Source organism: Thermococcus sp. P6 (genome assembly GCF_002214525.1).
GTDB lineage: Archaea > Methanobacteriota_B > Thermococci > Thermococcales > Thermococcaceae > Thermococcus.
This window is the reverse complement of record NZ_CP015104.1, coordinates 855,267-874,710: the sequence shown is the minus strand read 5'-3', so window position 1 is coordinate 874,710 and position 19,444 is coordinate 855,267. Positions and strand designations below refer to the sequence as shown.

Sequence of the window (19,444 nt, the reverse complement as noted above, 5' to 3'; positions counted from 1 at the left end):
GATGGTAACCAGTTCCCCGGAGATGGAGGCTTACTTCGAATCCCTTGAGAGGGAGATAGACAGGGCTTACGAGCTCGCCAGGAAGGCCCGGGAGCAGGGAAAGGATCCAAGCCTCGAGGTCGAAGTCCCCCGGGCAACGGATATGGCGGGCCGTGTTGAGAGCCTCGTTGGGCCGAAGGGCGTCGCGGAGAGAATAAGGGCGCTCGTCAGGGAGTACGGCAAGGAACTGGCGGCCCTCAAGGTCGTTGACGAGATCATCGAGGGTAAGTTCGGCGACCTCGGGAGCAAGGAGAAGTACGCGGAGCAGGCCGTTAGAACGGCTCTGGCCATCCTCACGGAGGGAATAGTCTCGGCTCCACTGGAGGGCATAGCCGACGTTAAAATCAAGCGGAACACGTGGAGCGACGGTTCCGAGTATCTGGCTCTCTACTACGCCGGCCCGATAAGGAGCTCCGGTGGAACGGCTCAGGCGCTCAGCGTTCTCGTTGGCGATTACGTCAGGAAAAAACTCGGTCTCGACCGCTTTAAACCCTCTGAAGAGCACGTGGAGAGGATGGTCGAGGAGGTGGACCTGTACCACAGGGCCGTTACCCGTTTACAGTATCACCCGGAGGCGGATGAGGTAAGGCTCGCCGTGAGGAGCATCCCGATAGAGATAACCGGTGAGGAGACGGACAGCGTTGAGGTTTCCCACAGGGACGTCCCCGGCGTTGAGACCAACCACCTCCGCGGGGGTGCAATACTCGTTCTGGCCGAGGGAGTGCTCCAGAAGGCCAAGAAGCTCCTCAAGTACATAGACAAGATGGGAATCGATGGCTGGGAATGGATAAAGGAGTTCGTTGAGGCAAAGGAAACCGGTAAGGGCAACGAAAAACCGGAGCCGGCTGAAAACGGTGAGGATAACCCTGTGGAAGTCGAGAAGGGGTTCTACTACAGGCTTTACGAGCGCCTCCGGGAGACCGTAGCGCCAAACAAGAAGTACACCAAGGAGATCATCGGTGGAAGGCCCCTGTTCGCCGACCCCTCGAAGAACGGGGGCTTCAGGCTCCGATACGGTCGCTCCCGCGTCAGCGGTTTCGCCACGTGGAGCGTGAACCCGGCCACCATGATAATCCTAGATGAGTTCATAGCCATAGGCACGCAGATGAAGACTGAAAGGCCGGGCAAGGGGTGCATCGTCACCCCCGCGACGACCATCGAGGGCCCGGTGGTTAAACTCGACGATGGAAGCGTCATAAGGGTGGACGATTACGATACCGCCCTCAGGGTGAGGGACCGGGTGAGGGAGATACTCTACGTTGGAGACGCCCTCGTGAACTTCGGCGACTTCGTTGAGAACAACCAGACCCTCTTACCGGCCAACTACGTCGAGGAGTGGTGGATTGAAGAGCTCGTGAAGGCCATAGGAGACACCTACGAGGTTGAGCTCAGGCCCTTCTCCGAAAACCCGCGCGAGGCCGTGGAGGAGGCTGCGGAGTACCTCGAGCTCGATCCGGACCTTCTCGAAGCCCTCCTGAGGGATCCCCTCAGGGTCAGACCGGACGTTGAGGTCGCCATCCACCTCTCGACGGTTCTTGGGATACCCCTGCATCCCCGCTACACCCTCTACTGGAACACCCTCAAACCGGAGGAAGTGGAGAATCTCCAGAAGGCCCTGCTCAACGCCAGTATCGAGTGGGACGAGTACAGGGGAAACCGCTTCGCGAGGAAGGTTACCCTTGAGAACGACCCCGAGATCAAGCGCCACCTCGAACTCCTCGGCCTTCCCCACAGAATGGAGCGGAAGGGTGAGCTCATAGTCATCGATTACCCGTGGAGTGCGGCCCTGCTCACGCCCCTCGGCAACCTCGAGTGGAACTTCCAAGCCAAGCCCTTCTTCACGGTCATAGACATCATCAACGAGAGGAACAAGATAAAGCTCAGGGACAGGGGGATAAGCTGGATAGGGGCCAGAATGGGCAGGCCGGAGAAGGCCAAGGAGAGGAGGATGAAACCACCGGTTCAGGTTCTCTTCCCGATAGGTCTGGCCGGTGGCCCGGGCAGGGACATCAAGAAGGCGGCCGAGGAGGGCAGGGTAGCGAGCGTTGAGGTGGCCTTCTTCAAATGTCCAAAATGCGGTCACACGGGGCCCGAGCACATCTGTCCGAACTGCGGCGTTAGAAAGGAACTCCTCTGGCACTGCCCGAGGTGCAACGTTGATTACACGGAAAGCGAGGCTGAGGGCTTTGATTTCCGCTGTCCGAAGTGTGGCTCCGAGTTAAAGCCATACGGGAGGAGAACCATAAAGCCCTCGGAGCTGCTCCGTGCGGCCATGGAGAACGTCGGGGTTTACGGAATAGACAGGCTCAAGGGCGTTATGGGAATGACCTCGGGCTACAAGATCGCCGAACCCCTTGAGAAGGGCCTCCTCCGTGCCAAAAACGACGTTTACGTCTTCAAGGACGGTACCATCCGCTTCGACGCCACGGATGCACCCATAACCCATTTCCGCCCGAGGGAGATCGGGGTGAGCGTTGAAAAGCTGCGGGAGCTCGGCTACACCCACGACTTCGAGGGAAAGCCCCTCGAAAGTGAGGACCAGATACTCGAGCTCAGGGTTCAGGATGTCATACTTCCCCGCGAGGCTGGCATATACCTCCTGAAGGTGTCCCGGTTCATCGATGACCTCCTCGAGAAGTTCTACGGACTCCCCCGGTTCTACAACGCCGAGAAGATGGAGGATCTGATCGGCCACCTCGTCATCGGACTGGCTCCCCATACCTCCGCTGGTATCGTGGGCAGGATAATCGGCTTTTCGGACGTCCTCGTGGGTTACGCACACCCCTACTACCACGCGGCCAAGAGGAGGAACTGCGACGGTGACGAGGACAGTGTAATGCTCCTCCTCGATGCCCTCCTCAACTTTTCCCGTTTCTACCTTCCGGAGAAACGCGGTGGAAAGATGGACGCTCCGCTCGTCATCACCACGCGTCTGGACCCGAGGGAAGTTGACAGCGAGGTCCACAACGTGGACGTGGTTCGCTATTATCCCCTCGAGTTCTACAAAGCCACTTACGAGCTCAAATCACCGAAGGAGGTTAAGTTCATCGAGCGGGTTGAGGACAGACTCGGCAGGCCGGAGATGTACGAGGGGCTGAAGTTCACCCACGATACCGACGACATCGCCCTCGGTCCGAGGATGAGCCTCTACAAACAGCTCGGGGATATGGAGGACAAGGTGGAGAGGCAGCTCGCCCTGGCCGAGAGGATAAGGGCCGTTGATGAGAATCGCGTGGCTGAGACGATAATAAACTCCCACATAATCCCGGACCTGAGGGGTAACCTGAGGAGCTTCACCCGCCAGGAGTTCAGGTGCGTGAAGTGCAACACCAAGTACAGACACCCGCCCCTGACCGGGAAGTGTCCAAAGTGCGGGGGCAAGATAGTGCTAACGGTCAGCAAGGGGGCGATAGAGAAGTACCTTTCAACGGCCAAGATGCTCGTCACGAGGTACGACGTTCTGGACTACACCCGGCAGAGGATATGCCTCACCGAGAAGGACATAAAGTCCCTCTTCGAGAACATCTTCCCCGAGAGGCAGATGACCCTCGTGGGATTCTCAGCCGACGTGTGCGAGAGGATGATCCAGGAGAGGACCGGCAGGTCGAAGGGCAGGAACGGCTACCTGGATGAGCTCAGGGAACGGGGGGAAACAACCGGGCGTAAGCCTGCTGAGAGGCCGAAGCCCTCCGAGGGTTTAAGAAACGCCGTCGCGAATGAAAAGAGGGTGGCCAAAAAGAAGAGGGCCATAAGCCTCGACGAGTTCTTCGGTCCCTAACCCGTTAACCATATATACCATTACGTCCAACCTCCCCCGATGGAAACCGGCTTCAAGCTGCTCCCCAGCGTGGCATACCTAAGGGTTCAGAGGCAGTCCTTCGTGGGCTATTCCATGCCCTTAGCAGGATGGATAGGCGAGTATATGGTAAGCTACAGAAAGCTTCCGAGACCGGGCTTTCTTGACAGGGCGATGCGCAAGCTCGGTTTCCGCCCTGCCGGTGAGGAGCGCGATGAAACTCACATGAACCGGTTCTTCACGAAGGGGAGCGTTTCGATAAGCGCCAGCTGGGACGTTGAGAGGGAAAGCCTGTTCCTCCAGATCTTTCCCCTCCGGTCGAGGCTTTCTCGGGGTCTGACCATCCGTGCGGAGGCCATAGACTTCTACGACCAGCATGTGGTGAGCATAGAGCCGACCGACAGGCTGCCCCCGGGGGTAAGGGGCATCGGGATAAAGGCCCTCATCCTTGAGGACTTCTACCCCGTCGAGGTCCCCTACTGGGGGATGCTCCACGAGGACTGGGAGGCGGATCTGAACCTCGTGGTTATGAGGGACGGGGTTTACGACAGACTCTTCCGTGAGGAGTACCGCTGTCCCGTGTGTTTCTCTCCTTTGAGCGAGGAGAACGGGGTTTTGAAGTGCACCCGCTGCGGGTTCGTCTACGCGCCGGAGCACGACTTCGAGAGGGTCGTGGAGGAGCTTGGCGAAGAGGAGTTCGCCTTCTGATCATGGTCCCACACGCTAAAACTTATAAGTTCCTTCGCCGCTTTTCTCCCGGGCAGCCCCGTGGTGTAGTGGCCAATCATGCGGGACTTTGGATCCCGCGACCCGGGTTCGAATCCCGGCGGGGCTACCATCAATTTCTCGGCCCGCTCAGGGAATACTACAGGGGCAGGATGAACAAGGCCATGGCCGAGGTCACCCTCCCTCATTCCTTTAGTATAAGCGAAACAAGATCCCTTATTGCCTTTTCCGGGTCTTTTGCCTTCGTAACGCCACTCGCAAGAAGCACGCCGACGCTTCCAAGCTCGAGGGCCTTTTTCACGTCCTCTCCCGTGCTTATCCCCGCGCCCGTGAGGACCCCAACCCCGGGGTTGATCTTTTTGACCATCTCCACGGTATCGGTTATCACTTCAGGTTTGGCCTTGCTCACGGGAATTCCCGTGCCTATGAGCTCGGGCGGTTCAACGGCCACGTAATCCGGCTCAAGAGCAGCGGCAGCGGCACTAACCTTTGGATTGTTCGTGCACACCATCGTCATCAGGCCCACTTCTTCCGCCCGCCTTATGGCCCCTTCGAGGTTTGCCAGAACCATCCTGTTCTCGGAGTGGTTGAGGAGGGTCCCAACGGCACCGGCCTCTTTAACGGCCTCGGGCAGAACGTGACCGGTATGACTTCCGGGCGTTATCGGGTCGATGTGCTGGGCGAAAACCGGGATCTCGACCTCCTGAGCGACCCTGTAAAGGTCGGCCAACTGGGGAGCCACCACGATGGTTATCCCCGTCTCCTTCCACACCTTCTCAGCGGCTCTGGCTATCCTCAGGGCCCCCTCTCCGGTCGCCTGGATGTAGGTTTTGAAGTTTATAGCTACAATTGGCTCCTCAAGTTTTCCCATCTGTATCACCGTGGGTGGTCTGGCGTTACCCCTTAAATCCTTTTTTGTCCCCCTTCGGGTTCCCGAGCGGGTCTATGAGGCCCGCCCTTATGAGCGAAGAGCTTATCTTCGGCCCGAGGGCGCTTTTCACGAGGCCTATGACGACAACATCCAGCGGCTTCAGGCCCTTCTCCTCTCTGGCCCTGTTGACTATTAGGGCCCCCTTGTAGGTCTCCTCGCTGACGACTATTGCCTCGAGGCTCTTTATCTCATCGGCAAAGCCTATGGCGTTGTTTATCCTGATGATCCTGTAGCCGGAGTAGCTGTTCACCTCGAGGAACTTGATGAGGTCCCTGAGGCGAAGCTCGTAGGGCAGGATCCTCTCGGCGTAGGGCTTTCCCCGTATCATCTCGTCCGATGTAAGGCCAATGTAGACGTATTTTCCCACCTCGAAGGCCTTCCTGAGAAGGGCCTTGTGGCCGAGATGGAGCCTGTCGAAAGTTCCGCCGACGACGACCTTGCGGTATTTCCTCATGATACCATCTCGGAGGGTTGAACCAATAAGCTTTTTTATCATACCGGGAGATTTCGACGGAGGTGGTCGGATGAGGCGATTGATGACGGCGTTGATGGTGTTCCTGCTTCTTACTCCCCTCTCGCGAGTCGCCGCGGGTGCGGTTGATAACCCCCAACCGCTTTTCGAGGTGGGGATAACCCTTACCGTGAATCAGGTTCGGATCGGGAACTCCACCACGTGGCTGGGAACCTTCAAAATACACGCACACCTGAAGGACCCCGGTATGAGGGCCTACTTCGAATACCTCGCGGCCAACAACAGCACCTACGCGAGGGAGCGTTTCAGCAACTTCGTGGAGCAGCTTATCTACGAGAACCTGAAAGACGACATAGAGCGGGGGTTTGAAGGGGTTAACGTTAGCAGCACGATATACCTTCCCCCGGAGGGCCCCGTCAGGGTTCTGGACAACTGGTCGGCCCTTGTGACCTTCTCGGTCACGAACTTCCTCGTGGGTGACTGGAGGGTGCTTCGCTGTCCCCTTTCGGGTCCCCTCGATTTCGTCTACAGGGGGCACGTCTTCGATTACAGCTGGGACCGGTTCACCCTGATCCTTCCGAGGGATTATGAGATAGAGACTCTGGCTCCGGTTCCCGACGAGCTGAGCGATAACGTTGCAGTATGGAACGGAGGGGACTTCATCCCCCTGATAGAGCTCTACACCCCGCTCTACTCCTACGTGGAGTTCCTCAACTCGACCAGAAAGGAGATATCTCTCCTCTACGACCCTGAGGAGGGCTACGTCCAGTTCAACGCGACTTTCAGCGGGGCCAACGCGACTTCCGTCGTGGTTAACCAGCTCCTCGCCAGCTTTAAGGACACCATGCAAATCATGAGCATAGACGCCCTGCAGAGGAACGGCTCCCTCGTGGTGGTGGGAATAGCACGTCCCGAGGTTGCCTACGCGGAGACCTCCTCGGAACGGGTGTGGAGGGCGATGGTTAAGCTTCCCGGGTCCTTTGACAGTATCTCAGTTGTGGGTGGAAGCTACACCATAGCGCCTGATCATACGGTTGTGATAACCGTCAGGGAGAAGAAATCCCGCGGGAGGATCTACCTCTACGGGGCCGGCGCCGGTCTGGTTGGAGTTGCCGTCTTCCTCCTGTGGAGGAGAAGGGGCAGGACTCCCGGGGAGGAAGGCGAGGCCTCTCAGGGAGCCGAACCGGAAAACCCCTCCGAAGAGCCAGAGGGCGGAGGTGAGTGAATGGACTTCTTCTTTTATCCTTCCAGCGTCGCCATCTTCGGCTCATTTCGGGAGGGAGCGATAGCCCGGGAGATCCTCCGGAACGTCCTCGAAGGGGGTTTCGAAGGGAGGGTCCTTCCGGTCAACCCGAAGGGCGGAACCGTTGAGGTGGCCGGGCGAGTCCTTAAGATCAGGGAGCGGCTCGAGGAAGCCGTTGACGTTGCCATAATAGCGATCCCTGCGCCTTTAGTTCCGCCGCTGATCGATGAGATAGGGCCCCTCATCAGGGGTGCCGTGGTCATAAGCGCCGGTTTCTCCGAGGCCGGAAAGGAGGAGCTTGAGCGCGAGCTGGTTGAGAGGGCAAGGAGGCATAACGTCCGGCTGATCGGTCCGAACTGTGCCGGGATCTTTGGAGTTCACGGAAAGTTCTTTGGGTCCTTTGAGGTTCGCGTAAAACCCGGCGGACTGGCGCTGATAAGTCAGAGCGGTGCCTTTGGGGGGGCCGCTCTGGCGATGGGCAACGAGGAGGGCATAGGCTTCTCCGCCTTCGTTTCCTATGGAAACGCCTCGGACCTCAACGAGAGCGACTTCCTCGAGTACTTCGCCGACGATGAAAACACCAGAGCGATAGCCCTTTACATAGAGGGGGTTAAAGACGGGAGGAGGTTCATGGAAGCCCTTCGCTACGCCTCCCGAAGAAAACCCGTCATCGTCTTGAAGGCCGGAAAGAGCTCGAGGGGAGCCGAGGCCGCCTCATCCCACACGGGTTCCCTCGCGGGAAGCTACGAGATCTACAGGGCCGCCTTCAGACAGGCGGGAGCTATAGAGGTCGAGGAGATGGAGGAGCTCTTCGACGCCGCCAAGGCTTTCGAGATGTATCCCGGAGCGGGGAGGAGAGTTGCTATCATCACCAACTCAGGCGGCCCGGGGGTTCTCGCGACGGATAAACTCGAGGCGCTCGGCCTTCAGGTTGCCGAACTGGGGGAAGAGACCGTGAAAACCCTCGGTTCCTTCCTACCGCCCCAGTGCTCACTGAGGAATCCGGTGGATCTGATAGCCGACGCGGACTACGGGAGGTATAGGAAAGCCATCGAGACCGTATGCAGGGATGAAAACGTGGATGCGCTCCTCGTCATCTGCGTGCCGCCGATCTTCGTTCCAGCCGGGGAGGTGGCCAGGGCGGTTATCGATGCCCGCTGTGACAAACCGGTGGTGGTCAACTTCATGGCCGGCGATCTCGTGAGGGAAGGCGTCAGGCTCCTCGAGGAGCGTAACATAAAGAACTTCCCCACACCCGAGAGGGCCGCGCGGGCGTTGAAATGGCTCAGCCTCAGGAATGATGCGAAGGGGGAGTGATTCTCCCCTCTCCCCGTTTATCCCGGGAACCGATGGTCCCGGGATCGGTCCGGTTTAAAAAATCTTTTAAGCCCCTCCCGGTATTTCCCTCTGATGATCGCCTTAGGGATAGAGGGTACCGCACACACGCTGGGGGTCGGTGTGGTTACTGAGGACAGGGTCCTTGCCAACGTCTTCCACACCCTGACGACCGATAGGGGTGGCATACACCCCAAGGAAGCGGCCGAACACCACGCGAGGCTTATGAGACCCCTCCTTAAAAAGGCCCTGGAGACCTCGGGTATCGGAATGAAGGATGTCGATCTGATAGCCTTTTCGCAGGGGCCGGGTCTGGGGCCCGCGTTGAGGGTGGTTGCAACGGCCGCAAGGGCCCTCTCGATAAAGTACCGGAAGCCCATAGTCGGGGTGAACCACTGCATAGCCCACGTCGAGATAACCAAGATGTTCGGCGTGAGGGATCCCGTCGGGCTCTACGTTAGCGGGGGGAACACCCAGGTTCTGGCCCTCGAGGGCGGACGCTACCGCGTCTTCGGGGAGACCCTTGACATCGGCATAGGAAACGCCATAGATACCTTTGCAAGGGAGCTCGGCATAGGCTTTCCCGGTGGTCCTAGGATAGAGAAGCTCGCAAGAGAGGGAAAAAAATACATAGAACTTCCCTATGCCGTAAAGGGCATGGACCTGAGCTTTTCGGGAATACTAACGGAAGCCGTCAGGAAGTACAGAAGCGGAAGGTACCGGGTTGAGGACCTCGCCTACTCCTTCCAGGAGACGGCCTTTGCGGCCCTCGTCGAGGTGACCGAAAGGGCCCTTGCCCACACCGGCAAGGATGAGGTGGTGCTGGTGGGTGGCGTAGCCGCCAACAACCGCCTTAGGGAGATGCTCTCCATAATGGCGGAGGACAGGGGGGTGGACTTCTTCGTTCCGCCCTACGATCTCTGCAGGGACAACGGGGCCATGATAGCCTACACCGGCCTGAGGATGTACCTCGGTGGCGTTCGCTTCAGGATCGAGGATACGAGGGTAAGGCAGAAGTTCAGAACGGATGAGGTTGAGGTAACCTGGGGCTAAAACTTCTTCTTTATCTTCAGGGCGTACTTCGGGTAAACCTCGTTGCTGAAGCGCACGAACTTTGCCTTTCTGGGTGAGAGCTTTATCCTTATCTCCGTTTCAGGTTCGAGGTGGGTGTAAAACTGGCCGTCAACTGAGAGTATGACGTTCCGGGTTACGGTGAGGTTCCTGACCTCTATCGTGCTGTGAGCCGGCACCACCATTGGCCGCGAGCTGAGGGCTATCGGCGCTAAAGGAGCTATCACCGCCACGTCCAGCCTCGGGTCCACGAAGGGCCCGCCCGCGCTCATGGCGTAGCCCGTTGAACCGGTTGGAGTGGAAACTATCAGGCCGTCGGCCCTTATCTCATCCGCCAGTCCGCCGTCCACGTAGTACTTGAGGTTGATTATCTTCCCGGGGGTCCCGGTCAGGATGGCAACCTCGTTGAGGGAGTCTGGAACCGTGTTCTCACCGTTCAGGTAGGTCCTCAGCTTTATGCGTTCGTCGATGTGGTATTCCCCATTAAGAAGCCTGCTGATGGCGAAGAAAGCCTCGTGGGGCTCCACCTCCGTGAGGAACCCGAGGGTGCCCATGTTGACCCCGAGGATGGGTATCTCCCTCCTGGTTCTGTGCTCGATCCTCAGTATGGTGCCATCTCCCCCGATGGCGATTATGAAATCCACGTCGAAGTCTTCGAGCGGGATTACGTCCCCCTCGTTGAACTCCGGGAGGTGCTCGTAGGTCTCCCTGTCCACGATGACATCGTACCCGCTGACCCGGAGGAAGTCGTAGACGCGGTAGGCCAGCTTCAACGCCGCTTCCCTGTCCCTTCGGGCGACTATTCCAAACCTCATACCCTTCCTCTCCGGACTTTAACTGGGAGATACCGAAAGGTGAATTTATACCTTTCCCTCATCCTCTCTTTATCTTCACGCTGAAGCGGGCCGTAACGATCGCTCCTATCGCCGTGGGGGCCCAGTAGGATACGAGCCTTTCCAGAAGGGTCGCTGTTACCGCCACCTCCCTTTCTATGCCGATGAGTATGTAGGCCGTGGAATTCACCGTTTCCACGAGCCCCGCCCCGCCGGGTACGACCGACAGCATTCCGATCACGGTTCCTATCATCTGGACCACCATCACATCGGGAAGCCCCACGGGATGTTTTATGCTCATGAAGATGAAGTAGGAGCGCAGGAGCACGAAGAACCACGAGACAAAGGAGTAGAGGAGGGAAATTAGAAAGGCCCTGCGGTGTTTCAGGAGAAACCTGAAGTTCCGCTGGAACGCCGGGACGTCCACGTCCACCATCTTCAGGAACTTCGCCTCGTACTTCGATGCTTTCTTGGGGACTACCCTCACAAACAGGCGATAGATCCAGTGGAGAACCCTCCGGGTTCTACTCTCGCTGAGGGAGACCCCAAGGGTGGCCATCAGCAGGGAGAAGAAGATGAAATCCATGAGCAGGATGGTCAGCGTTAGGCTCCGGGAACCGAGCCTGTAGGTGTGAACCGTCGCCAGGAGGAGCATTATCACAATGGGAACGACGTCCATTATCCTGTCCATCATCACGGTCGCGAAGACGTTGGCGTAGGGCTCACCGGTTTTCTTGGAGAGGTAGTACACCCTCAGGGCCTCGCCACCGCCCCGCATTCCGGGGGTGATGTTGTTCACGAAGACGCCGCTCATGAGGATCTCTATTATCGTCCACGGTGAGGCCCTTATCCCGAGTGTCCTTATCAGGACGTGCCACCTGAGGGCCCACGCTATGAGTCCCAGAAGGTATGCCAGAACCGCCAGGAGGAAGTAATCGAGCCGCGATGTCTTCAGTATCTCCACCACGCTTCCTATCCCGGCCCACCACAGGAGAAGCAGGATCACGATTAAACCGAAGCCCGACAGGAGGTATTTCTTCCAGCCCATGATTATACCCTCCTCAGGCGGGCGATGAAGAAGCCCTGAGTGAGGTGTCTGTTGGGGTAGAACCTCTGAACCCCCTCCATCCCTATGCCCCCGGAGCCTATGAACACGCTCTGCTCCTCGAGTTTTAAACCTTTTTCGAGCATGTACCTCACGTTGGCCTCGTTCTCCTCGTAGCTCAGCGTGCAGGTGGAGTAAACGAGAACGCCCCCCTTTCTGAGGGACTTTATGGCGGAGTCGATGAACTGCCTCTGGTAGCGTGCCGTTGCGTTTATGTCCTTCGGCTTCCTCGTTTCCCAGAGTTTGGGCCTTATCCCAAGGGCGGTGCAGGGTGCATCGAGGAGTATCTTATCTGCCTTTATTCCAAGTTCGGGAAGCTTCCGGGAGTCCATGAGGACCGGCTTAACGTTCTTCACCCCGAGTCTTCCAAGCTCCTCCTCCATTTTCCTGAGCCTGTTTTTCGACTTGTCTATCGCTATTATCTCTCCCCTGTTCTCCATGAGCTGGGCAATGTGGGACGTTTTCCCGCCGGGGGCCGCGGCCATGTCCACTATAACCTCCCCCTCCCCGGGCTCGAGGATATGGGCCACCACCATCGACGGCAGGCTCTGGGCGTAGAAGAGACCCTCCCTAAAGCTCTCCAGCTCGCTGAGACTCGGGAGCCTGAACTTGGGGAGCGTGACCTTGACAGCTAGACCCCTCTTTGAGAGGATCATCTCCTTTGCGCTCATCCTTGCGATGCCGATACCAACCAGAAGGCCCCTTGGATCGCGGATCTCGACCTCGTCACCCGGTTTTATTTTCCTGTCGGCCTGCAGAACGCCCGGAGCGTAGAGCATGGCCCCCTGATAGACGCTCTCGCTCGCGAACTTGTTGGCCCTCACCACCGGCAGTTCGGGTTCGAAGTCATCGGGAAAGTTCGGGCCCTCGCGCTCGAAGTATATCCCCTCCTTCAGGTAGGGGCTCCTCTTCGGCCTGAGTCCCTCCTTTCTCAGAATCCCCATCAGCTTCGAACGGCTCGTCTTGAGCGTGTTCACCCTGATGTAGTACTTCTCCACGGGCGTTCTGAGGGATGCCATTATCTCCTCCGCTTCGTCTCCGAAGAGCCTTCGGTAGTAATCCCTGAGCTTCTCCGGAAAGGCCTCCCTGTAGTCCATGGTAACAACCTCAGAGATCGAATATCCCAAAGCGCTTTCCGAGGTCTATCGTCCTCAGGATCCCCCTCTTCAAAGCTTCAACGCTTCCGAAGTTGGCCTCGAACTGGAAGACTCTCTCATCGCTCTCCTCTATCCTTCCGAGTACTTCCACGGGGGAGACCCTCCCGTCGCGTCTCCAGTTGTAAACGTCGTTGAGAAAATCGTCGCTGCCGTAGATGAAGCTCCTCGGGAAGATCTCGATGAACGCTCCGGTGAAGTTCTCGTTTATCCTCTCCCTCGGCACCGCAACCACGAGGTAATAGCTCTCCGGCGTTGCCCCGGCCTCCATCTGAGGCTTTATCTCGAAGGCCGGATGGGGGTATTTCATAACCTTCCACTCGCCGTCGAGGAATATGTACGCTCCAAAGACCTCCTCAACGTCCTCCACTTTGAAGCCTTTCTCAGAGAGTTCGGACCTGAGCTCTTCGTTAAGCCTGAGGATGTCTTCCCACATGCGGTTAAGAAACTCGTGGATCTCCCTTGCCTTCATCCCTTTCACCGGAAATAGAAAATGGAACAGGTTTAAAAACCTTCATCCGGACTCAAGCATCTCGTTGATCGTCCCGAGGATGTTAGTCTCCACCTTCCTTTCGTAGCTCACCAGTTTGATCCTGTAGTTAACCCCGAGGAGGGTCGCGTCCAAGTAGAGGTCGCCCTTAACCATGCTGACCTCGCCGTTCTTCACGTGGGTGGCCCATACTCCCGGAAGGGCGTTCTCGTCAATGTACACCTCCACGTTCAGGGTGGCGTAGCCCTTCGCCGGGATCACCACCGTCTTCAGGGTTTTTCCTTCCATGACCTTCACGCCGTTGGCGTAAACCTCGAAGCTCGCGTTCCCCACAGGAACGGGGAAGCCGTTGGGGTTGTGGAGTTTAAGGTGGGCCATCAGAATGGCCTTTCCGTCCCGCTCTCCCGCCCACTCGAAGGTCGTCCCCACGAGTGCTGGGCTTTTGACCAGACCTCCCGCCACTTCCCTGCTCTCCACCGTGAAGTTGAGCTTGGAGAGGATGTCCTCGTGGACGGTTTGCTTCACGTTGAGGTTCAGGGGCACTGCCCAGAGGAGGCTTCCCTTCAGGTGGATTCTGGCCTCCCCCGTCTGATCGTTTTTCAGGTAGGCCACGAGGGAGCGGACGAGCTTTTCGTTGTCCATCACGAGGACCATGCCCACCCCGCGTTTCGTGGCCCCGTAGTCGAACCTTGCACCCCTCGCGACCTCAATCCCCATGAAGCTCAGGCTCAGGTTCTCCACCTTTAAGGGGATCAGGAGGGGTTTGCTCAGCTTTCCCTCCACCCATATCTCCGTGGTCTTTTCGTCCACGTAGCCCCAGCTCGCGCGAATCTCGGGACTGGCGGTTGCGAGGGCGTACGCCACGTAGGCCGTCCAGATTAGGAGTATCAGCACCAGACCGAGTATGAGGTGGCCCCACTTCATCCTTCCCACCGTTCTACTTCCCCGGGGCTGGCTTTAACTTTTTCCTTCACCTCCTTGTCCTCCTGTAGGTGTAAATCACCGCAACCACCGCCAGCACCCCGACCACGATGGCGAGGTTCCTGAGGTTGGTTTGTGTTTTCGTGTTCTCCTTTACGCTCACGCTTATCGTTTTTTCGAAGACGTAAACGTTGTCGTCTCCTTCCTCCGGATCCCCAACCGCCCTTATGCGCAGCTGGAGGTTGTAATCCTTGGGTATCGCATCGTCCTCGATGCTGAGGATCAGCACCCCCTCACCGGTCTGACCGGGCTCCAGATTGCCCACGTAGTCGGTTCTCTTGTCCAGAGTGAAGGGCTGGTCGGCCTTTACGACACCCTCGATAACCACGCTCGTGGCCTTCTCGCCGCCGGTGTTCTTCAGCTTTATGTACACGTGCGTGCTCTCCCCCTGAAGGGGCTCGGGATCGAAGCGGACGGCGACGATCTCCACATTCGGCTTCGAGCCAATCACCACGGGGATTTCAAGGGTAACGTTCTTCTCCATCCCGAGGTCGTTTGTGTAGCTCACGAGCAGGGGCAGGCTGTAGGTTCCGGAACTGGCGTTCCCGGCCACGTTGACCTTGAAGGAGGCACTCGCCGAGTCCCCCTTTCCCAGACTTCCCACTCCTATGACCTGCTGGCCGCTGTCGCTGAGTGAGAAGGGCCACTTCGGCAGGGGTCTGACCACCACTTCCCTGGCAGTTCCGGTCCCGACGTTGTTCAGCTGGAAATCAATCTCCACGTTGTCCGTTCCCGGGATTATCCTGCCCGGTGAGGTGGAAACCTTTGAGATTATCAGCCTTGCCCTCCCCGTAACGTCTATTCCAACGAGCCTCTCGTCAGTTATCTCCTTTCCGTTCGGCTCCGTGAGGTAGCTTAGCTCTATCCTGAGGGGGTAGATGCCGTTCTCGAGCCTGTCGTTGGCCCTGACCCTGAACTCGAGGGTAACTTCTTCCCCGGGCTCGAGCTCCGCCACGTACTTCACGTTGTCCTCCCCGATCGGAAGGAAGGCATCAACGTTCTGTTTGGCGAGCTGGGTCATTATCTGGTTCAGGGCATCCTGAAGGTTCTGGCTCAGCTGCTGGCTCCCCTGAATGGGAAGCTGGCCCAGAGCGGAGGTATCGACCTTCTTTATCTCCCCCTGCACCGGGACCTGATAGGAGTTTATCTTCAGACTGAGCGCTCTGACCTTCTCGGCTCCGGTGTTCTCGAGGGTGAACCTTACCGTGAAGGAATCCCCCGGGCTTATCTCCTCCGGGGAGGTCTCGACCTTCTTTATCTCCACGAAGCCTTCCCTGAGCTTTTCCACGTTGAGCGCCACGAAGTTGTAGCCCTGCATCATCCTCATGCTGGACCCGAGGCCGGTTGAGTAAACGACGCCGACGTAGAGCGGGTACGTTCCGACGTCAGCGTTGGGGTTTATCTTTATCCTGAAGGTCAGGGTGGCGTTCTCCTTCCCCTCGAGGTACTCGATGTACTTCATGGAACTCCCCTCGGGATAGAAGACACTCTGGGCCATCCCGCTTCCGCTCAGGGCCATCGAAAGCGCACTCGCTATCGAGGAGCTCTCGTTGAAGCTCACCGGCGTGGGGCTCAGGAAGACGTTTACGTACCGCACCTCACGTGCACCCACGTTTCTGAGGTGGACTTTAACGGTGACCGTATCTCCGGGGTGAACGACTTCCGGCATCTCGACGCTTGAGGTTATCATCCCGGGCAGGGTCGCGGCCCTCCACTCGGGGGGTCCGCTTATGCTCACTCTGGCGCCGTTGGGATAGATCTCGTTTGCCGTAACGTAAACCGTCTGGTTGTCCACGTTTACCTCGACGGTTTCTCCCTCCCTTACGGGAGTTACATCCGGATACGTTACCTCCATCAGCACGTCTTCCTTACTTATCCCCAGTTCCGGGTGCTCCTCGATGGTTTCCATAATCGCATCCGCCAGCTCCAAAGGTGATGCGGAGTTCAGCCACTGGTAGAATCCGGCGGCGGTTCCCACGAGGCAGGAGGTAAAGGCGGCGCTGTTGTTAACGTACTGCTCGCACTGACTGGCGTCGTAACCCTGCGTCTCGGCCATGGCTATGAGGAAATCCGGGTTCATGAGAAGGCGGTTTATTTTGTTCGGATCCGGGACGAGTATCGTTTTGTACTCCGCGTTAAGGATCCTTCCATCCTTCATTACGATGAGGAAGGCGTAGTACTCGCCGTTACCGTAGTCCTTTTGGGTGTCCGCGAGGGTAACTATGAGCGGGCCCACGAGAACGGCCTCGCCCTTTGTCAGGTAGCCTTCAAAGAGCGGACTTCCCGTTGAGGCACTCACGCCTCCCGGGAACAACGCAAAGGTTACCATCATGGCCACGATGAGTCCGATCTTCTTCATTCATCCTCACCTCCATTTTTCCTTCCGTAAAAAATCTGCAGTAACGCTGGGGTTACGAGGTACGCGGCAAACATTGACGCGAATATTCCAAAGGCCAGCGTCTTTCCGAAGTCGTGTATCGGGGGCAGTTCGCCCGAGAGCAGGGCAAGAAAACCTCCGGCCGTCGTCAAAGCTCCCGCCAGTATGCCGGGCCCCACGGTCTCCACGGAGGTAACCATCGCCCTCGGGTTGCCCTCCCTCATCTCTTCGAGGAAGCGGTGGGTCAGGTGCATACCGTAGTCAACTCCCAGACCCACTATCATCGATATAACCCCCGCCAGCGTCTGAGTAAAGGGAATCCCCGCGAGGCCCATAAATCCGATCGTCCAGAGGGCACCGAGGAACATTGGGGTTATCATCGCCACCGAGACCTTCGGCCTTCTGAATAGAAGAAGGACTATAAGCACCACAAAGACCGTTCCGTAAGTTGAGATTCTGTTTATCTCGTTGCTTGTGAGCCCGTCGAGGACGTAGTTAAGGTAGGTGTCCCCCGTAAGGGAGAGCTCAACTCCCGGCGGAAACTCGGTCTTTTCGGCCCTCTCCGTTTCCTCCTCAAAGTACCTCATGATCCTCCTGAATTCGTCCGGAGACCCACCGAAGCTCCCCTTGAGGGTGATGTAAGTGGTTGAGTAATCCCTTGAGATGAGGTTGCTCCCCTCGAGGGCTTCGTTTATCTTCTCCCTATCGGCGGGTAGGTAGCCGTACCTGTCATAAACCTCATCGGCGATGCTCTCGGTTTCTGTAATGCCGTTGTAGTAAGAATCGGCCTTCAACTCGTTTTCGAAGCGGTATATCCCCCTTATCACCCCAGGGTCCCTGACGTCCTCCCCCCTGACCATTATGTAAAGCTCGTCCTGTCCGCCGAAGGTGTTCGTTATTTCCCCTATGGCCTCTATCTCGGGCACCCCCTTGGGGGCGAGCTTTTCGAGTCTCACCTCCGTCGTCACCAGAGTTGTCCCGTAGGCGAAGATGAGGGTCAGGATGAGAACGACCCCAAGGAAACCCGTCGGTCTCTTCCTTATGGCCTCACCGAGGTTGTGGAAGGCCTTACCCACGAACCCCGACTGCGAGCGAACCTCCGGAACGCTGTAGTGGCCCTTTAGGCGTTTGGTCACGTCTTCCTCGAGGATTATGATGGCCGGGGTTATGACCACGGCGTTGACGGCGGAGAGGCTCAGGCCCAGAATCAGGGCGGTTGCGAGGTGGTGAAGTATCGGGAGGCTCGAGAGGTAAATTGCGGCAAAACCGGCTATGGTCGTGAGGGCCGCCCCGAGCAGGGCCTTTCCGGTCTCAGCCACCGCCTCCTCGGAGGCCTCCTCTATGCTTCTTCCGCGCCTTCTCTCCTCGTAATAGCGGTTGGTCACGTGGATACCGTAGTCTATGCCCATCCCTATCATCATGGCCCCCACGGTTGTCGTTGCCATGTCGAGGGGTATCCCCATCAGCCCCATGAAGCCGAGCGTCATAACCACTCCGAAAACGAGCGGGATGAGGGGGATGGCGGCCTTTACGGGGGAGCGGTAGAAGTACACGAGGAGCGCCACGATGAGGATGAAGGCTATCGCGATGGTTCTGTTGAGGTCACTCTGGAGTAGCTGGAGTATGCGGTACGTTATGCCAATGCTTCCGGTCTGGACAACCTCGACGTTCTGAGGGAACCTGACGCTTTCTATATCCTCTTCTATTCCCTCGTAGACCTTTTTTAGGGTTTCACTGTTCTTCTCCCTGCTCAGCGTTACTACCATTATCGTGCTCGTGTAATCCCGGCTCACCAGTGAGTACCTCTCCTCCGGCGGGATCATCTCGAGAACGAACTTCACCTCCTCTTCGCTGTCCGGAAGTCTCCCAAGGACGTTCACGTAGAGGTCCGCGATGCTCACGGTGCCGGTTACGTACTCCCTCTTTTCGAGCCTCTGCTCGAGTTCGTAGATCGACTTTATGACCTCGGGATCGCGGATGTCGTAGACCCCGCCCGGCCTTATGGAATCCACCTTCACCATTATCAGCACGCTGTCGCCACCCTGGAACTCGTTCTGGAAGGTTTTGTAGTCGTTTATCGCCGGGTGGTTTTCGGGAAGCATGCTGTTAATGTCGCTCTCAAAGCGGAGCTTCTGGATCCCGTAACCCGAGAGTACCAGAAGGAAGATCGCCACCAGCACGAAGGCAACCCTGTACCTCACGATGATCCTCGCCGTCGCTTTCAGCGGGTCCATGGTCCCTCCCCCATTTTCTGAACTTTCGGAATTTTCCGAAAGTTTTAAATATACAAAATTTAAAAACCTTTCGTAGGTTACCCTATCCGGGTTATCGCACAAAGCAGGGTGTCGGGGATGGGGGTTGAAGAGGCCCGAAGAATACTCATGGAGCATTTCGCAGGGACGGCGAGGAGGTTTGGCTTCAAAGAACTCTACGGTTACATCTACGGCGTTCTTTTCCTTGCCAGAGAGCCGATGAGTCTGGGCGAGATCGCTGAAGCCACGGGTTACTCCCTGTCCCACGTGAGCACCGCCCTCAAATCCATGGAGCGCATAGGTCTGGTCGTGAGGATCAAGAAGCCCGGCGATAAGAAGGCCTATTACAGGGTAATAAAGGGTCTGAGGGACTGGCGGCAGGCGGCCTATTACTCCAGCATAATTGAAGACATCAAACAGATGAGGAGGAACTTCGAGCGGGCCCTCAGGGAACTCGAGGGGGACGGGAGCGAGGAAGCCCGGGCGATGAGGGGGGACATTGAGCTGGTCATGAGGAGGAACGCGCTCATCGAGAGGATAGTCAGGTTCCTTATGGAGCACGATGATGAGGAGGTCCTCGAGAAGCTTTTGAAGTGCTTCGGACTGGAGGAAGGCGGCAGACTTTAAAACCCTAAGTTA

Annotated in this window: 15 protein-coding genes and 1 tRNA gene; 7 read left to right on the top strand and 9 right to left on the bottom strand. The window is 57.6% G+C overall.

From position 1 onward, the window contains the following. Position 1 precedes the first annotated feature (1 nt). The 3 genes from A3L12_RS04750 to A3L12_RS04740 all read left to right on the top strand — a co-directional run bounded on the left by A3L12_RS04750 (position 2) and on the right by A3L12_RS04740 (position 4,673). Entirely contained in the window at positions 2-3,817 is a 3,816-nt protein-coding gene (locus tag A3L12_RS04750) for a DNA polymerase II large subunit (RefSeq protein WP_088882550.1), read from the top strand. Positions 3,818-3,856: 39 nt separating this feature from the next. Beyond that, positions 3,857-4,543, top strand: a complete 687-nt coding sequence (locus A3L12_RS04745; protein WP_088882549.1) for a hypothetical protein — start codon at positions 3,857-3,859, stop codon at positions 4,541-4,543. Between the two features lie 54 nt (positions 4,544-4,597). Continuing rightward, positions 4,598-4,673, top strand: a tRNA-Gln gene (locus tag A3L12_RS04740). A 72-nt stretch (positions 4,674-4,745) separates the two neighbouring features. Here the strand turns inward: A3L12_RS04740 and tpiA are convergent. Both tpiA and coaD read right to left on the bottom strand, forming a co-directional pair. Further along, a complete protein-coding gene (gene tpiA, locus A3L12_RS04735) occupies positions 4,746-5,432 on the bottom strand; it encodes a triose-phosphate isomerase (protein WP_088882548.1) in 687 nt (228 codons plus the stop codon). Positions 5,433-5,457: 25 nt separating this feature from the next. Beyond that, complete coding sequence (gene coaD, locus A3L12_RS04730) at positions 5,458-5,946, bottom strand: phosphopantetheine adenylyltransferase (RefSeq protein ID WP_088882547.1); 489 nt, start codon at positions 5,944-5,946, stop codon at positions 5,458-5,460. Between the two features lie 70 nt (positions 5,947-6,016). On the opposite strand from coaD, the gene A3L12_RS04725 reads away from it, so the two are divergent. The 3 genes from A3L12_RS04725 to A3L12_RS04715 all read left to right on the top strand — a co-directional run bounded on the left by A3L12_RS04725 (position 6,017) and on the right by A3L12_RS04715 (position 9,595). Further along, a complete protein-coding gene (locus tag A3L12_RS04725) occupies positions 6,017-7,189 on the top strand; it encodes a hypothetical protein (RefSeq protein ID WP_088882546.1) in 1,173 nt (390 codons plus the stop codon). Then, on the top strand, positions 7,190-8,524 hold the full coding sequence (locus A3L12_RS04720) for an acetate--CoA ligase family protein (protein WP_088882545.1): 1,335 nt from the start codon (positions 7,190-7,192) through the stop codon (positions 8,522-8,524). It begins immediately after the preceding gene. A gap of 93 nt (positions 8,525-8,617) precedes the next feature. Beyond that, complete coding sequence (locus tag A3L12_RS04715) at positions 8,618-9,595, top strand: bifunctional N(6)-L-threonylcarbamoyladenine synthase/serine/threonine protein kinase (RefSeq protein WP_088882544.1); 978 nt, start codon at positions 8,618-8,620, stop codon at positions 9,593-9,595. On the opposite strand, the gene A3L12_RS04710 is transcribed toward A3L12_RS04715, so the two are convergent. The 7 genes from A3L12_RS04710 to A3L12_RS04680 are packed head-to-tail and all read right to left on the bottom strand — an operon-like array spanning position 9,592 to position 18,787. Further along, positions 9,592-10,428 carry an NAD(+) kinase gene (locus tag A3L12_RS04710; RefSeq protein WP_088882543.1) on the bottom strand — a complete coding sequence of 279 codons (837 nt, stop codon included), beginning with the start codon at positions 10,426-10,428 and terminating at the stop codon, positions 9,592-9,594. The two genes, A3L12_RS04715 and A3L12_RS04710, sit on opposite strands and share 4 nt — an antisense overlap. Before the next feature lie 58 nt (positions 10,429-10,486). Beyond that, on the bottom strand, positions 10,487-11,494 hold the full coding sequence (locus tag A3L12_RS04705) for a flippase-like domain-containing protein (RefSeq protein ID WP_088882542.1): 1,008 nt from the start codon (positions 11,492-11,494) through the stop codon (positions 10,487-10,489). A gap of 2 nt (positions 11,495-11,496) precedes the next feature. Then, a complete protein-coding gene (locus A3L12_RS04700; RefSeq protein WP_088882541.1) occupies positions 11,497-12,648 on the bottom strand; it encodes an RsmB/NOP family class I SAM-dependent RNA methyltransferase in 1,152 nt (383 codons plus the stop codon). A gap of 10 nt (positions 12,649-12,658) precedes the next feature. Then, positions 12,659-13,177, bottom strand: a complete 519-nt coding sequence (locus A3L12_RS04695) for a DUF3201 domain-containing protein (protein WP_088882540.1) — start codon at positions 13,175-13,177, stop codon at positions 12,659-12,661. A 42-nt stretch (positions 13,178-13,219) separates the two neighbouring features. Then, on the bottom strand, positions 13,220-14,119 hold the full coding sequence (locus A3L12_RS04690; protein ID WP_088882539.1) for an LEA type 2 family protein: 900 nt from the start codon (positions 14,117-14,119) through the stop codon (positions 13,220-13,222). Positions 14,120-14,165: 46 nt separating this feature from the next. Then, a complete protein-coding gene (locus A3L12_RS04685; protein ID WP_088882538.1) occupies positions 14,166-16,535 on the bottom strand; it encodes a COG1361 S-layer family protein in 2,370 nt (789 codons plus the stop codon). Further along, complete coding sequence (locus A3L12_RS04680) at positions 16,532-18,787, bottom strand: hydrophobe/amphiphile efflux-3 (HAE3) family transporter (RefSeq protein WP_088882537.1); 2,256 nt, start codon at positions 18,785-18,787, stop codon at positions 16,532-16,534. Before A3L12_RS04680 ends, A3L12_RS04685 begins: the two co-directional genes overlap by 4 nt. 117 nt (positions 18,788-18,904) lie before the next feature. Here A3L12_RS04680 and A3L12_RS04675 point away from each other — a divergent pair, with 117 nt between their 5' ends. Further along, complete coding sequence (locus A3L12_RS04675; protein WP_088882536.1) at positions 18,905-19,432, top strand: GbsR/MarR family transcriptional regulator; 528 nt, start codon at positions 18,905-18,907, stop codon at positions 19,430-19,432. Positions 19,433-19,444: the final 12 nt, after the last annotated feature.

What these genes read in the sequence shown, in the direction of transcription:
- A3L12_RS04710 (WP_088882543.1), bottom strand. Translation starts at nt 10,428, where the DNA reads ATGAGGTTTGGAATAGTCGCCCGAAGGGACAGGGAAGCGGCGTTGAAG.
- A3L12_RS04725 (WP_088882546.1), top strand. Translation starts at nt 6,017, where the DNA reads ATGAGGCGATTGATGACGGCGTTGATGGTGTTCCTGCTTCTTACTCCC.
- A3L12_RS04715 (WP_088882544.1), top strand. Translation starts at nt 8,618, where the DNA reads ATGATCGCCTTAGGGATAGAGGGTACCGCACACACGCTGGGGGTCGGT.
- A3L12_RS04705 (WP_088882542.1), bottom strand. Translation starts at nt 11,494, where the DNA reads ATGGGCTGGAAGAAATACCTCCTGTCGGGCTTCGGTTTAATCGTGATC.
- A3L12_RS04720 (WP_088882545.1), top strand. Translation starts at nt 7,190, where the DNA reads ATGGACTTCTTCTTTTATCCTTCCAGCGTCGCCATCTTCGGCTCATTT.
- tpiA (WP_088882548.1), bottom strand. Translation starts at nt 5,432, where the DNA reads ATGGGAAAACTTGAGGAGCCAATTGTAGCTATAAACTTCAAAACCTAC.
- A3L12_RS04700 (WP_088882541.1), bottom strand. Translation starts at nt 12,648, where the DNA reads ATGGACTACAGGGAGGCCTTTCCGGAGAAGCTCAGGGATTACTACCGA.
- coaD (WP_088882547.1), bottom strand. Translation starts at nt 5,946, where the DNA reads ATGAGGAAATACCGCAAGGTCGTCGTCGGCGGAACTTTCGACAGGCTC.
- A3L12_RS04750 (WP_088882550.1), top strand. Translation starts at nt 2, where the DNA reads ATGGTAACCAGTTCCCCGGAGATGGAGGCTTACTTCGAATCCCTTGAG.
- A3L12_RS04680 (WP_088882537.1), bottom strand. Translation starts at nt 18,787, where the DNA reads ATGGACCCGCTGAAAGCGACGGCGAGGATCATCGTGAGGTACAGGGTT.
- A3L12_RS04675 (WP_088882536.1), top strand. Translation starts at nt 18,905, where the DNA reads ATGGGGGTTGAAGAGGCCCGAAGAATACTCATGGAGCATTTCGCAGGG.
- A3L12_RS04685 (WP_088882538.1), bottom strand. Translation starts at nt 16,535, where the DNA reads ATGAAGAAGATCGGACTCATCGTGGCCATGATGGTAACCTTTGCGTTG.
- A3L12_RS04690 (WP_088882539.1), bottom strand. Translation starts at nt 14,119, where the DNA reads ATGAAGTGGGGCCACCTCATACTCGGTCTGGTGCTGATACTCCTAATC.
- A3L12_RS04745 (WP_088882549.1), top strand. Translation starts at nt 3,857, where the DNA reads ATGGAAACCGGCTTCAAGCTGCTCCCCAGCGTGGCATACCTAAGGGTT.
- A3L12_RS04695 (WP_088882540.1), bottom strand. Translation starts at nt 13,177, where the DNA reads ATGAAGGCAAGGGAGATCCACGAGTTTCTTAACCGCATGTGGGAAGAC.